This is a genomic window from Pedobacter ginsengiterrae (genome assembly GCF_039537385.1).
GTDB classification, from domain to species: Bacteria; Bacteroidota; Bacteroidia; order Sphingobacteriales; family Sphingobacteriaceae; genus Pedobacter; species Pedobacter ginsengiterrae.
In genome coordinates this window covers 209,623-224,313 of sequence record NZ_BAABAK010000015.1, presented here as the reverse complement: position 1 = coordinate 224,313, position 14,691 = coordinate 209,623, and the positions used below count along the sequence as shown (strand labels likewise).

Genomic DNA, 14,691 nt, shown 5'->3' with positions numbered 1-14,691 from the left:
ATCTATGGTTAATACCTAATCTTCTATTTTAGAATGATGCTTTGTGTCTTTCATGGTCGTATATAAAATCAAAGAAATTAAAATACAACCAGTAACATACCAATAGAAGTAACTTTCGTGGCCTATGTTTTTAAACCAAAGGGCGAAGTATTCGGCCGTTCCACCGAAAATGGCAACCGTTAAGGCATAAGGCAGCCCAACTCCTAAAGCTCTTATCTCGGCAGGAAATAACTCGGCCTTTACTACTGCGTTAATGCTGGTGTAACCACTTACAATAATTAATGCACCAATCATCAAAAGAAAAATTATGGTTGTATTGGTTTCGCTCGCCAGTCCTGTTAAAATTGGATAAGTACACAAACTCCCCATTATGCCAAAGCCAATTAATAATGGTTTTCTCCCTATTTTATCAGATAATAGTCCGAATAAAGGTTGCATAATGGCAAAAAGCAGTAAGGAGATAAAAGATAAAGTTGTTGAGGTTTCTTTACTCAAATGCACGGTGTTTACTAAAAATTTCTGCATATAAGTACTGAAGGTATAAAAGGCAATTGTGCCGCCTAATGTTAGGCCTACCACTGTAAGAACCTCTTTTGGGTATTTCAATAATATGGCAAGTCCGCCTTTTTTCTCCTCTTTATTCTTTTTAAATGCCGAAGTTTCATCAATGTGTCTTCTCAGATAAAGTGCGATAAAAGATAAAATTGCACCGATAAAAAATGGAATTCTCCATCCCCAATCTTGTAGCTCTGCTGGGGTTAACAACCAGTTTTGAAGAATTAACTGAATGCCTAAGGCAAGCAACTGGCCTCCGATTAAGGTTACATATTGAAAACTTGAATAAAAGCCCCGATGTTTTTTTGTAGCCATTTCGCTCAGGTATGTTGCAGATGTTCCATATTCGCCACCCGTACTTAAGCCCTGAATTAATCGGGCAAATACCAATAATAATGGTGCGAAAATTCCGATTTGTTTATAGCCTGGCGTTAATCCAATAATTAATGAACCGATAGCCATAATTAGCACCGAAAGTGCCATCGATTTCTTTCTTCCTTGTTTATCAGCAATACTGCCAAATAACCAGCCGCCAATCGGGCGCATTAAAAAACCTACTGCAAAAATTCCAGCGCTATTTAAAAGCTGAGCTGTTGGGTTACTGTTAGGGAAAAATACAGGTGAAAAGTATAGTGCAAATGCAGAATACGTGTACCAATCGTACCATTCTACCAAATTTCCAACTGAACCACCGAAAATAGATTTTAACCTATACTTAACCTCGTCAATTTCTTTTGATGTAAAATCGTTTGCTGGTTTATTCATGCTTTACTTGATCGGTTAATAATGAGTTTTCGAAGGAGAGAATTTTAAACACAAATTGCAATCTTTTTGTTTAAGTTAGTATTTATTGTAAGATAATTCGTCAATCGTTAGAAACATGAAAGATAACTTTTCCAATCAAGCTGCGGAATACGCTATTTATCGACCAACCTATCCTCAGGAATTATATGATTTTATATTCGCTCTGGTAGATCAAAAAGATTCGGCATGGGATTGCGCAACAGGAAACGGGCAAGTGGCGCGGGTGCTGGCTCAACATTTCACTGGGGTGTATGCTACAGATATAAGCGAAAAACAGTTAAGCCAGGCATTAAAACTTCCAAATATCGTTTATCAGGTTGAGTCTTCAGACCAAGCGAATGTACCCGATGCGAGTTTTAATTTGATTACGGTTGCCCAAGCCATACATTGGTTTAATTTTGATGCATTTTACAGTGAGGTAAAACGAACCTTAAAACCCAACGGACTAATTGCTGTAATTGGTTACGGCGTAATGTTTATCGATAAAAAAGTAGATAAAGTGGTTCATAAACTTTACGAAGATATATTAGGTAAATACTGGGATAGCGAACGCAGGTATATCGAAGAAGGTTACAAAACCATTCCTTTTCCCTTTGAAGAAATTACAGCGCCACATTTTCAAATCAAAACCTCGTGGAATTTTAACCAGCTGATCGGTTATTTAAACACCTGGTCTTCGTTACAACATTATAAAAAAGCGAATGATAGAAATCCTTTAGAATATATGTTTACCGAACTTAAAGAAGCCTGGGGAAACGATGCGGTTAAGGATGTGCATTTCCCGATTTTATTGCGGGTTGGGCGGTAGATACTTAGTTAAGCACAATGCATAAGGCTATCGTCATTGCGAGGCACGAAGCGATCTCAGCCTCTTCACAGACCATCAAATAATTATTTGAAAAAGAACATTCAGTAACTTTTCGCATTATTCAGCCCAGCTCCGTTACAAGTCCGCACTCGTACCTCGTTTACGGGCCTTTCACTTCAATCGGGTTTAAAAACGAAGGATTATGCTAAAACCGTTAAACGCATAATATAAAACAAGTAGCTAAAGCAGCCTGCAAATGAAAGGCACATTTCTCCATACACAATGCATTATAAAACTTGCTATATTCGTTGCCGTTGGTTTCAACCAACGGTTAATGGATTGGAGTTCATCCATGGTCTGTGTCTTCACAGGCCATTTTAATGTTTATTTCAATAAATCCATTATGGCTAAGGCAGTCATTTTTTTCTGCTCACCGCTTTGCATATCTTTCAAAGTTAACTCGCCGCTTGCGATTTCATCACCACCAATTAAAATTACGTAGGGGATATTTTTTGCATCAGCGTAAGTCATTTGTTTTTTCAGCTTCGCTGAAGAAGGGTATAATTCGGCCGAAATACCAGCATTTCTAAATTGCTGTAAAATTGGTAAAGCATATTTTTCTGCCTCGGCATCGAAATTACTAATTAAAACTTTGGTTCCAACCTCTGCCGATGCAGGGAAAAGATTTAATTCTTCAAGCACATCGTAAATTCTGTCGGCACCAAATGAAACACCAACTCCAGTTAAATCCTTCAAACCAAACATACCCGTTAAATCATCGTAACGGCCGCCACCGCCGATGCTACCCATGGCAACCTCGTTGGTTTTAACCTCGAAAATGCAACCTGTGTAATAGTTTAAACCGCGGGCTAATGTAATGTCTAGTTCCAGTTTAGCCGTTAAAGGAAGGCCATAAGAAATCAGGCTTTCCACATAATCAAAAACCTGCTCAATTTCGGCAACGCCTTTCAAACCTGTTTCAGAAGTTGCTAAAACTTCCTTTAAGCTGGCTAGTTTTTCTTCGTTGCTTCCTTCTAGTAAAATAACAGGACGAAGTTTTTCCAAATCATCTTCGGTAAAACCGCGTTCTAATAATTCTTTACTTACACCATCCAAACCAATTTTATCCAGCTTGTCGATCGCAACAGTCATGTCGATAATTAAATCAGGTTTACCTATAATTTCGGCAATGCCTGATAGAATTTTTCTATTATTAATTTTGATGCTAAAATCTTTTAAGCCAAGTTTAGCTAAAGCTTCATTGTAAATCAGGATAAATTCTGCTTCGTTTAATAAACTTTCAGAGCCCACTACATCTACATCGCACTGATAAAATTCACGGTATCTTCCCTTTTGTGGTCTATCGGCACGCCAAACAGGTTGAACCTGAAAACGCTTAAAAGGTAAAGTGATTTCGTGCTGGTGCATAACTACGTAGCGAGCGAAAGGAACAGTTAAATCATAACGTAAAGCTTTCTCAGAAATTAAAGGAATTAACTTATTGCTATTGTCATCCTGAGCAAAGTCGAAAGATTTTTTCTTCGGATCTTTTAAATACTCGCCGCTATTAAGAATTTTAAAAATCAGCTTATCACCTTCATCGCCGTATTTTCCAGTTAAGGTAGAAAGGTTTTCAAAACTAGGTGTTTGAATTTCTGCATAACCATATTTTTTAAAAACCGTTTTAATTGTATCGTAAATAAAGTTGCGTTTTACCATTTCAACAGGCGAAAAATCGCGTGTACCTTTTGCTAACGAGGGTTTAATAACTGACATAGGCGCAAAAGTACGAAAATGTAGGGTTTATTAATCCATCGCTCCCTTTTCAAAATAATTTTTTTTAATTTTTCGCACTGCCATAGGGTTGTCAGTATGGGGTATTTTCTTTGTGGTACCAAAACAAAAAACCATGAGCTTAGCCGACTTACTATTAATGGAAATTACCACAATCGAAAAAACAAAACAACAAAATATGGATATTATTAAAGCATTATTGAAAGAATTTGAATCGGAATTCAACACAACCAAAAAGTTTTTGGCTTTGGTGCCAGTTGATAAATTTGACTGGGCACCGCATGAAAAAAGCATGAAAATGAAATCCTTAGCAAGTCATATTGCAGAACTGCCAGCTTGGGTAAGCTTAGCGTTTACTACGGATGGATTAGATTTTGCAACAGCGCCATACGAAGAGAAAAAGGTAGATAGCAACGAAGATTTACTTAAGCTTTTAGAAGAAAGCTATGAAAGCGGGAAAGCAGAACTGGAAAAAGCTTCGCCCGAAAATTTTGATAAACAATGGATTTTGCGAAACGGGGAGCAGATTTTAGGCGACCTGACAAAATACGAAATGGTGAGGATTGCATTTAGCCAAACTATCCACCACAGAGCTCAACTAGGTGTTTATTTAAGATTATTAAACATTCCAATACCAGGAAGCTACGGGCCAAGTGCCGATGATCAAAGCTTTTAAGCTTCCTCTTTTATAATTTTGTGTTCTCTTTGGTGTTTTTACCACAGAGAACACAAAAGATTTGTGAAGTATTTTGCGATTCGCGATTAAATCGACTCCTTCGATTAAAACAAATACTTCCTTTTAGGCTTTTAATATATCTTTGCATAAAATTCAATCTATGCAAAACAGTTCTGCAACCCGTTTAAATAAATTTATCGGCGAAAGCGGATTATGTTCTCGCCGTGAAGCAGATCGGTTTATCGAAAAAGGCAACGTTTTTATTAATGGGAAAAGAGCCAAAATAGGTGATCAGGTTTTAGCAGGCGATCGGGTTATGGTTAACGGCCACAATATTGAGCCTAAAGAAGAAAGCAATTTTATTCTTTTAGCGTTTAATAAGCCTGTTGGCATTACCAGTACAACAGAATCTAACGTTCGTGATAATATTGTTGACTATGTAAATTACAGTGAGCGTATATTCCCAATCGGACGGTTAGATAAAGACTCCTCAGGCTTAATTTTCTTAACTAATAATGGCGACATCGTTAATAAGATTCTTCGGGCAGGGAACAAACATGAAAAGGAATACGTTGTAACGGTTAACAAACCAATAACCGAAGATTTTATCTTCGAAATGAGTAACGGGGTTCCAATTTTGGGTGTAAATACACGTAAATGTAAAGTCCGCCAGGTTAGTACGTTTGTATTCAATATAATATTAATTCAAGGTTTGAACAGGCAAATTCGTAGAATGTGCGAACATTTCGGTTACGAAGTTACCAAATTAGAGCGAACCAGAATTATGAACATTAACCTTAAGGGGATTCCAACAGGCGAATTTAGAGCGCTTACAGAAGAGGAGATGGGCGGCATTATTAAAAGTGTCGAAAAATCATCTTCAGATGTTGCGACAAAATCTAAAAACACGAAGAAAAAAACCAACTCCTGGGAAGAAATTCCTGAATTGAATTCTGAACTACCTAAAAAGACTTCTAAGCCATCAGGCCAAAAATCTTTTGGAAAAAAGCCTTCTGGTCATTCTTCAGCAAAACCAAGTGGGAAAGGTAACTCCTCGAATCGGAATTCAAGACCTGCAAAAGGCAAGTCAACAGGTAAACCCGCATCAAAAGGCAGGGGCCGATAAAAGCACAAGACAGTAAATTGTAAAATTAAGTACTGATTGTTAGTCTTTTAGCTTTAATCTTTCAGCTTAAATGCTTTTTAAGTACCTTTGCGGCAAATGGTAACAGCAAAAAAACTCGATATCCGCTCATTAGATTTGCCTCAGTTGCAACAGCATCTAACTGCTATGCAGCAACCTGCGTTCAGGGCAAAACAAATCTATCAATGGTTGTGGGAAAAATCGGCAACTAATTTCGATGATATGAGCAATCTTTCTAAAGATTTGCGGAAAGCATTGGATGAAGGTTTTACGATTAATGCTGTACAGGTTAACAACTCTCAGTTTAGTAACGACCATACCATTAAAAATACGTTTCGTTTAGCTGATGGAAATATTGTTGAAGGTGTTTTAATTCCTTTGGAAGATCGTATGACGGCTTGCGTAAGTTCGCAGGTGGGTTGTAGCTTAACCTGTAAATTTTGTGCAACAGGTTATATGGACCGCAAGAGAAACTTAAATGCTGATGAAATTTACGATCAGGTTGTACTAATTGATAAACAAGCCAAACAGAATTACAATAATCCGCTTACCAATATCGTGTATATGGGTATGGGCGAACCCTTGTTAAATTATGCAAATGTTTTAAAATCTATCGAACGCATTACGGCACCCGATGGTTTAAATATGAGTTATAAGCGCATTACGGTTTCTACAGCTGGAATTGCTAAAATGATTAAAAAGCTGGGCGATGATGGTGCAAAATTCAATCTTGCGCTTTCGCTACACGCAGCCGACGATAAAAAACGGAATGAAATTATGCCCATCAATGAGGCAAATTCGTTAAAAGCTTTGGCCGATGCACTAAAATACTATTTCGCTAAAACAAAAAACCCAGTAACCTACGAATACATTGTTTTCAATCATTTTAATGATGAAATTTCTGATGCGATTGATTTAGCTAAATTTTGTAAACATATACCTTGCAAAGTAAACTTAATCGAATATAACCCAATTTCTTTTGCCGATTTTACGAATGCCGATGGCGATAAAATTGATGCTTTTGCTAATTACCTTAAATCTCAGGGAATTAACACAAATATTCGTCGTAGTCGGGGTAAAGATATTGATGCCGCTTGCGGACAATTAGCCGTTAAAGAGGAAGCCAAGGCTTAATTTTGTTAAATATTTTTTATTTAATTTTTTAAAAAAGAAATATTTTTTCTATCATTGCAGCCCGATTAAAAGCCTCCTTAGCTCAGCTGGTAGAGCAACTGACTTGTAATCAGTAGGTCATTGGTTCGATTCCGATAGGAGGCTCTTTTTAATTTACGATATTAGATTTTAAGTCTTTCTGAAAAGCATTCTAATAATTGCATTATTACCCCAAATGCATAAGAAATCGTAAAAGTAAAAATCCTAAATTTGTTCATGCTAAAATATTTTTCAGCCAATTGGGTTTTTCCAGTCAGCGCTAATCCCATCGAAAATGGAACAGTTGCGGTTCATCCCAATGGAGAAATAGAAGAAATCTTTACAGAAGAAGAAATACTTAAGCTTAACGTTGCAGTTACAAAATACGCTGGTGTAATTGTTCCAGGCTTTATCAATACGCATTGCCACCTGGAATTATCACACCTATTAGGTCGAATACCAGAACATACGGGTTTGGTTGAGTTTGTGCAAAGCATTATTAAAGGCAGGCAAAGCGATGCTGAGGAGGTTAACCTGGCGATGGAAAAAGCCGATCAGCAGATGTTTGATAACGGAATTGTAGCGATTGGTGATATTTCTAATCAAATTTCTTCTAAGGCGGTTAAAGAGAAAAGTAAAATATATTATCACACTTTTGTAGAGGCAATGGGTTTTAATCCCGAACGTGCCGATGCAATAATGGCCCATGCCAATGGCGTTAAAGATGAGTTTACTCCATTAAGGGCTACGGTTGTTCCGCATGCCCCATATTCGGTATCGCCTGCGCTTTTTAATTTAATTAACGAAGCCGCAGAAAAAGAAAAAGCTTTTATTAGTATCCACAATCAGGAAACTACTAATGAAAATGCTTTTTTTGAAAATAAAACAGGCGGATTTTTAGAGCTCTACAAGTTTTTAGGTCTGGATATTTCTTTTTTCCAGCCATCTGGAAAAACGTCTTTACAAACCTGGCTACCTTATATTAAAAAGCAAAAAACTTTATTGGTTCATAACACCGTTTCGAGTAAGGCTGATGTAGATTTCGCCAAACAGAAACACAGCAATTTATACTGGTGTTTATGCCCGAAAGCCAATTTGTACATAGAAAATCAATTGCCTGATATAGATTTGCTTACCAAAGAAAATGTTAAAATCACGTTAGGAACGGATAGTTTGGCGAGTAATCATCAGCTGAATATTTTATCGGAGATGAGAACTTTACAAGAGCATAAACAAGTAAATTTCGAAAAGCTTTTACAGTGGGCAACGCTAAATGGTGCCGAATTCCTGGAAATGGATGGACAATTTGGAACAATTGAAAAAGGGAAAAAACCAGGTTTGAATCTCATCCAGCTATCAGCAGATTTTATAATTGAAAGTGATCAAGTAACTAAATTAATTTAAACTGATGAATCCAATCTGTAAGCTTTTCAATATTAAATATCCGATTATACAAGCTGGAATGGTTTGGTGCAGCGGTTGGAAATTGGCTTCAGCTGTTTCTAATGCTGGTGGTTTGGGCATAATTGGCGCAGGATCCATGTATCCAGAAGTTTTAAGAATGCATATTCAAAAATGCAAAAAAGCTACAGATAAACCTTTTGGGGTAAATATCCCATTGCTTTATCCGAATATTCAGGAAATTATAGATGTGATAATTGATGAAAACGTGAAAATAATTTTCTCGTCAGCAGGAAATCCTGCAACATGGACCAGCATTTTAAAAGGGCAGGGAATTACCGTAGTTCATGTAATTGCAAATACGAAATTTGCTTTGAAGGCGCAGGAGGCTGGGGTAGATGCAATTGTTGCCGAAGGCTTTGAAGCAGGTGGGCATAATGGCAGGGAGGAAACCACAACATTATGTTTAATCCCGATGATTAGAGATGCGGTTCAAATTCCTGTTATTGCTGCGGGCGGTATTGCCAGTGGAAAATCGATGTTAGCGGCATTTGCCTTAGGTGCCGATGCAGTTCAGATTGGTTCTGCATTTGCTGTTGCAAAAGAATCATCGGCACATCAGGCATTCAAAGAAAAGATTATTTTATCAGCAGAAGGAGATACAAAACTTGCGATGAAAAAATTAGTTCCCGTAAGGTTATTAAAAAACGAATTTGCTGATGCAGTTACGCAGGCAGAGGCTGAAGGTGCAAATAGGATTGAGTTGATGGAGCTTTTAGGCAAAGCAAGAGCGAAATTGGGGATGTTTGAGGGCGATATGGAAAATGGTGAGCTCGAAATCGGTCAGGTATCGGCCATGCTAAAAGAAATAAAACCAGCCGCACAGATTTTAGAGGAGATTTGGCAAGAATATACAATAGGTTTAAAAAGATTTGGAGATTTACATAATGAAATGGTCCAATAATCTTTTTGTAAAACTTAGTTTTAAACAGTTTCTTAATATATGAACACAAAATATTTAATGATTTCTAGCAGTATCTTTTTAGGTTTAGTAGGAATCTCATGCTCTTTCGCTCCTGAAGAAATTTTAGAATATATTGGCATTAAAGATCTCGGGTCATTTGTAGTCATCATTCAAATGTTAGGTGCGCTTTTTCTTGGCTTTGCCATTTTAAACTGGACGGCAAAATCAAATCTGATTGGAGGAATTTACAGCAAACCAGTTTCACTCGGGAACTTTTTGCATTTTGTTGTTGGCGCTATAACAATCGCAAAATATTTTTCAAAACACCTTGAATCTACTTTTCTTATAATTCCGATATCAATCTATGGAATATTTGCCATCGCTTTTGGTTTAGTTTCATTTGGAAGGCACGAGTTTAAAAAGCAATCCTAACATCAATCAAAAAAACTAACTTTGTCTTATTATGAAACACTTCAATATAACAATTACAGGGAAAGTACAGGGGGTTGGTTTTAGAGAAACTACAAAAATCATAGCCAATCAAATGTCGGTAAATGGATTTGTAAGAAACGAGAAAGATGGTTCTGTTTATATTGAAGCAGAAGCTGACGAAATATTTCTAGAAGAATTTGTAAACTGGTGCAATGAAGGGCCAGATCGCTCTCGTGTAGAAAATGTCAGCTTTACCGAAGGCGAAGTGAAAAACTATCGTAATTTTGAAGTCTATAAAAAATAGGGAATATAGGATCTTGGGTTTACGATTTCAAATCTAAATTAACCCATGAGGAGCTATTGAAATTGTGTTTTTAAATTTAAATAATAATAAATCAACGATTGAGATTTTGTTTAATGAAACTACGTTTTCAGCTCTAAAATCTAACATTAAAAATCTAACGTCAATTGTCTGTATATAAAAAGTTTCTTGGGCAAACAATGGTTTATGGTATTAGTACCGTTTTTTCCAGGCTGTTCAACTTTATTTTAACGCCGATTTACACCGCCGTATATAAAAAAGGTGTTTATGGTATTTTTACAAATATGTATGCAAATGCATCGTTAATTAATGCCATTTTAGCCTTTGGGATGGAAAGTACTTATTTCAGATACCTGAATAAATACGAAGATAAGAAGCAACAGGTTTACAATAACTCTTTTCTGTGTATTGCTTTTATTGCGACACTTTTTTTAGTTACTGGCCTAACTTTTTCCTCATCAATTGCTGGCTATTTGGCAACAAAAAGTAGTGAGCTTGCCGATTATAAACAATATGTAAGTTTCTTTCTATGGATTTTATTTGTCGATGCCATTTGTGTGATACCTTTTGCAAAGTTAAGAGCAGATGGACGGCCATTTAAATACAGTGTAGCTAAATTTTTAAATATTGGATGCTTTGTTGGTTTCAATTTAATCTTTCTGTATATGGTTCCTGCAATTATTAAACATAATTGGGTCGGTGCAGAATGGTTTGGATCGTGGTACCGCTACCAGTGGATCGGTTATGTTTTTGTTGCCAATTTGATTGCATCAGTTGCCACGTTAATATATTTATTACCAGAATTTTTAAAACTGCAATTGCGTTTTGATGCTAAGCTTTTTGCGAATATGTTTTCTTACAGCTGGCCAATTTTAGTTGCAAACTTATCGTTCATTGTAAACGAAAACCTGGATAAAATTGTACTTCAAAAATTATTACCCGCCGAAATTGCCGATGGCGAAGTTGGAATTTACGGTGCGGTATGTAAAATCGCGATTTTTCTAAGCATTTTTATTACCGCTTTCAGACTCGGTGCTGAGCCTTTCTTTTTCAGTCATGCAAAGGAAAAAAATGCTAAAGAAACCTATGCTACTATTTTAAAATATTTTGCAATTGCACTGGCTGTACTTTTCGTTGGCATTATTGCGAACATCGAAATTTTGAAATTCTTTATCCGTAAAGAAGAATATTGGGTTGGATTACCAGCTGTGCCTTATTTATTGTTAGGCTATGTTTGTCTAGGCATTTACATGAATTTATCAATATGGTATCGCTTGTCGGATCAAACTCGTTTTGGCTTGTACATTTCTTTAGCTGGAGCGGTAATTACGATTGTGTTAAACATTGTTTTAATTCCTAAGTACAGTTATATGGGGTCGGCTTGGGTAAGTATGCTGGCTTATTTTGTAATGATGGTTTTATCTTATGTTTTGGGACAAAAATATTACCCAATTCCTTACAACCTGAAAAAGATTTTGGCTTACTTAGTTGTTTCAACGATAATCGTTTTTGCATCATTTTTCATCTTTAACAGAAATATTTACATCGGTAATGCCATGTTAATTGCCTTTATAGCAGGAATTGTTTATTTCGAGAAAAAGGATTTAATGAAAATATTAAAGCGTTAAATCTTATTCTACTACTCGGTCAAAATTCATTCAATTAGGATAATGGAAATAAAAATCATCAATAAATCTGAACATCCCTTGCCACAATATGAAACGGCTCATGCAGCTGGTATGGATTTAAGGGCATCAATAACGGAAGAAATTACACTTAAACCTTTACAACGTCAGCTAATTGCAACGGGTTTATTTATTGAGTTACCAGTAGGTTATGAAGCGCAAATCAGACCACGAAGCGGTTTGGCCTATAAACATGGAATCAGCATTGTAAACTCGCCAGGTACTATTGATGCAGATTATCGAGGAGAGCTAAAGGTTTTATTGATAAACTTATCAGATACTGATTTTAAAATCGTTAATGGTGATAGAATTGCTCAGATGGTGGTGGCCAGGCACGAAACTGTTAATTGGCAAGCCGTTGAAGAATTAGGTGAAACACAGCGTGGCGATGGAGGCTACGGACACACTGGAAAGGTTTAATGATAAATTAGTATTTATCAACTCAATCATTAAAAAGCATGGTTAAAGGTTATTTTTTTCTTGCAATGAGTTTGCTTAGTGTTCATGCTTTCGGGCAGACTGAACTTACTAAGGGCAATGGCCGCGATAGCAATATGATTAAGCAATTGTTTTTCGCTGGGCTCAAAGAGAAAATGTCTGATAATTATGCCGTTGCTTCAACAAATTTTACAAAAATTGTTAGCCTCGATCCAAATAACGATGCAGCCTATTACGAATTGGCGAATGCAAGTTTCCGTTTAGATAAACTTGCAGAAGCAGAGCAAAATATCAAACAAGCGGTAAAATTACGTCCTGATAATAAATGGTATTTACGTTTGCAGGGCGAGGTTTACAAGCGAACAAATAAAATGCCCGAGCTCATATCGGTGTTTAATGATTTGATTCGAATTGAACCCGATAATGATGCTTATTATTTCGATAAAGCCAATGCCCAGTTTATTTTAAACCAGCCAGACGAGGCCAAAAAAACTTATGATCAGATTCAGGTAAAGTTTGGCGAATCGAGAGAACTAACGAATGCCAAGCGCAGGTTTCAGCAAAATGGAAATGCAAGTGAAAGTGATATTGTAAAACTGTTGGAAGGGAACCAGGCTGATGTTAAAAATTATTTATACGCTGCAGGTTTACTGTTGCAAAAAAATAATGAGGCAGAAGCTTTGAAAGTTTTATTAAAAGCACATTTGTTAGAGCCAAATAATTTCGAAGTTAATTTAGGCTTAGCTGATATTTATCGTAAACAAAAAAATGATGAAGCTGCTTTTTCCTCATTGAAACTAGCTTTTGATAGTGATGAAATGCCGACAACAGAAAAGGTAAAAATTATCGCGGCATTATTTCCGAAAATGAATCAGCCTGTTGTGGCTAAAAATGTAACCGAATTAAGTAAAAGCATTGCAGAAAAAAATCCTAATGATGCAAAATCTTTAGCTTTATATGGAGATGTGCTGTATCAGCAAAATAAGTTGAAAGAAGCATTAATTCCATATCAAGCAGCCTTAAAGTTAAATGAACAGGTTTATGCAGTTTGGGAACAGGTAATAAATATTCAAACTTTGTTAGGCCATTATGCAGAAGCCATTAAATTCGGTGATGAAGCATTAACACTTTATCCTAATCAAGCGGGCTTGTATTATTACATGGCCTATGCATTATTCAAAACTGGTAAATACGAAAACGCTCAAAGTAATCTAAAAAATGCACTTCAGCTGGATGTAGATAATAAGAGCCTTCAGGCGCAGGTTTATGCCTTGCAGGGCGATATTTACATCAATCAAAATAATTTTTCTTTAGCGAAAACAGCTTTTGAGAAAGCAATTGCAGCCGAGCCAGATAATTATCTGATTATGAATAACTATGCATATTATCTGGCATTAAGGAATGATGATCTCGCTAAAGCTGCAAAATATGCGGAAACAGCAGCCAATGCAATGCCCGAAAATTCGTCGGTTACTGATACCTATGCATTCATTTTGTTTAAGCAACAAAAATACGATTTGGCTAAAACCTGGATTGAAAAGGCTTTGCAAAACAATAACAATAAAAACGGTGTTTACCTTGAGCGTTATGGCGATATTCTCTTTATGAAAGGAGATAAGGAGGCGGCGCTAATTCAATGGCAAAAAGCAAAAGATGCTGGAAACGGCTCTGAATTATTAAATAAAAAAATAAATGAAAAAAAATATTTTAAATAGCCTGTTTATTTTAGCGGCAATAACTTTTGTATCAGCCTGTAAGCCTAAAAAGGAAATTGTTGTTGCTCCGCCAAAAGCCGAAACTAAGGTAGATAATTCAAAAACCGAAACATTAACCTTATTAAACAGTAAACAGCTAAAATTTAATACACTTTCGTTAAAAGCAAAAGCTACGCTTGATATAGATGGAAATGCGAATGATGTGACTATGAATTTTCGCATTAAAGATAAAGAAACCATTTGGGTAAGTATTACTGCAATTGGCGGTTTGGCTGAAGTAGCACGAGCTTTAATAACACCAGATAGCATTAAAATTCAGAATAAACTTAAAAGCGAATACCTGAAAAAACCATTTACTTATATTTATAATTTCACCAACAGGCAGGTTAATTTCAATACCCTACAGGCTATTTTAACGGGTAATGCCATGGGCGATTTTTTAATTGATAAATCTGATGTAAGATTGGAAAATGGTTCTTGGGTAGTTTCTGGTGCTAAAGCAAACTTAGATTATAAATTACTATTCAATACACTTCTTAAAGTTTCGGAAACCAATTTAAATGATGCAAAAAGCGGTCAGGCGTTAAAAGTTACGTACACCGATTACCAAAAGTTAAATGAATCTCTATTTCCAGGATCATTGAAAATTAACACACTTTCTGGTGCAAAGAAAATTAATATCGATTTACAATATGTAAAAATTGATGGCAATGTTCCTGTCGAATTTCCGTTTACAGTACCAAAGAGATATACACTGGTAAATAATTAAGAGATTGATAAATCTCAATCGCTGTTATTTTG

Annotated in this window: 14 protein-coding genes and 1 tRNA gene; 13 read left to right on the top strand and 2 right to left on the bottom strand. The window is 36.1% G+C overall.

Annotated elements, in window-relative coordinates; all coding sequences use genetic code 11:
• Positions 1-15: 15 nt before the first annotated feature.
• Positions 16-1,320, bottom strand: coding sequence for an MFS transporter (locus tag ABD692_RS14035; protein ID WP_344767969.1), 1,305 nt, complete (start codon positions 1,318-1,320; stop codon positions 16-18).
• Positions 1,321-1,435: 115 nt separating this feature from the next.
• Between ABD692_RS14035 and ABD692_RS14030 the strand changes: the two genes are divergently transcribed.
• Positions 1,436-2,167 carry a class I SAM-dependent methyltransferase gene (locus tag ABD692_RS14030; RefSeq protein ID WP_344767967.1) on the top strand — a complete coding sequence of 244 codons (732 nt, stop codon included), beginning with the start codon at positions 1,436-1,438 and terminating at the stop codon, positions 2,165-2,167.
• A gap of 384 nt (positions 2,168-2,551) precedes the next feature.
• Here ABD692_RS14030 and hisS read toward each other — a convergent pair whose 3' ends face one another.
• The gene (hisS, locus tag ABD692_RS14025; RefSeq protein WP_316755282.1) at positions 2,552-3,943 is read right to left on the bottom strand and encodes a histidine--tRNA ligase; all 1,392 of its coding nucleotides are present in this window, start codon (positions 3,941-3,943) and stop codon (positions 2,552-2,554) included.
• 133 nt (positions 3,944-4,076) lie between these two features.
• Here hisS and ABD692_RS14020 point away from each other — a divergent pair, with 133 nt between their 5' ends.
• The 12 genes from ABD692_RS14020 to lolB1 all read left to right on the top strand — a co-directional run bounded on the left by ABD692_RS14020 (position 4,077) and on the right by lolB1 (position 14,659).
• The gene (locus tag ABD692_RS14020) at positions 4,077-4,637 is read left to right on the top strand and encodes a DinB family protein (protein WP_316755284.1); all 561 of its coding nucleotides are present in this window, start codon (positions 4,077-4,079) and stop codon (positions 4,635-4,637) included.
• A gap of 160 nt (positions 4,638-4,797) precedes the next feature.
• Positions 4,798-5,763, top strand: coding sequence for a 23S rRNA pseudouridine(2604) synthase RluF (gene rluF, locus ABD692_RS14015; protein ID WP_344767964.1), 966 nt, complete (start codon positions 4,798-4,800; stop codon positions 5,761-5,763).
• 96 nt (positions 5,764-5,859) lie between these two features.
• A complete protein-coding gene (rlmN, locus tag ABD692_RS14010; RefSeq protein WP_316755289.1) occupies positions 5,860-6,915 on the top strand; it encodes a dual-specificity RNA methyltransferase RlmN in 1,056 nt (351 codons plus the stop codon).
• Positions 6,916-6,986: 71 nt separating this feature from the next.
• A tRNA-Thr gene (locus ABD692_RS14005) sits at positions 6,987-7,059 on the top strand.
• 111 nt (positions 7,060-7,170) lie between these two features.
• Complete coding sequence (locus ABD692_RS14000; protein WP_344767961.1) at positions 7,171-8,337, top strand: amidohydrolase family protein; 1,167 nt, start codon at positions 7,171-7,173, stop codon at positions 8,335-8,337.
• 4 nt (positions 8,338-8,341) lie between these two features.
• Positions 8,342-9,298 carry an NAD(P)H-dependent flavin oxidoreductase gene (locus tag ABD692_RS13995; protein ID WP_344767959.1) on the top strand — a complete coding sequence of 319 codons (957 nt, stop codon included), beginning with the start codon at positions 8,342-8,344 and terminating at the stop codon, positions 9,296-9,298.
• 39 nt (positions 9,299-9,337) lie between these two features.
• Complete coding sequence (locus ABD692_RS13990) at positions 9,338-9,730, top strand: hypothetical protein (RefSeq protein ID WP_344767957.1); 393 nt, start codon at positions 9,338-9,340, stop codon at positions 9,728-9,730.
• Positions 9,731-9,761: 31 nt separating this feature from the next.
• Positions 9,762-10,034: an acylphosphatase gene (locus ABD692_RS13985; RefSeq protein WP_316755297.1), complete on the top strand. Its 273-nt coding sequence runs from the start codon at positions 9,762-9,764 to the stop codon at positions 10,032-10,034.
• Between the two features lie 164 nt (positions 10,035-10,198).
• Complete coding sequence (locus ABD692_RS13980) at positions 10,199-11,680, top strand: oligosaccharide flippase family protein (protein ID WP_344767954.1); 1,482 nt, start codon at positions 10,199-10,201, stop codon at positions 11,678-11,680.
• A 42-nt stretch (positions 11,681-11,722) separates the two neighbouring features.
• Complete coding sequence (dut, locus tag ABD692_RS13975; RefSeq protein ID WP_344767952.1) at positions 11,723-12,157, top strand: dUTP diphosphatase; 435 nt, start codon at positions 11,723-11,725, stop codon at positions 12,155-12,157.
• 38 nt (positions 12,158-12,195) lie between these two features.
• Entirely contained in the window at positions 12,196-13,890 is a 1,695-nt protein-coding gene (locus tag ABD692_RS13970; protein ID WP_344767950.1) for a tetratricopeptide repeat protein, read from the top strand.
• Entirely contained in the window at positions 13,868-14,659 is a 792-nt protein-coding gene (gene lolB1 / locus ABD692_RS13965) for a lipoprotein insertase outer membrane protein LolB1 (RefSeq protein WP_344767948.1), read from the top strand. The genes ABD692_RS13970 and lolB1 overlap by 23 nt, the downstream gene beginning before the upstream one ends.
• The last annotated feature ends 32 nt before the right edge of the window (positions 14,660-14,691 follow it).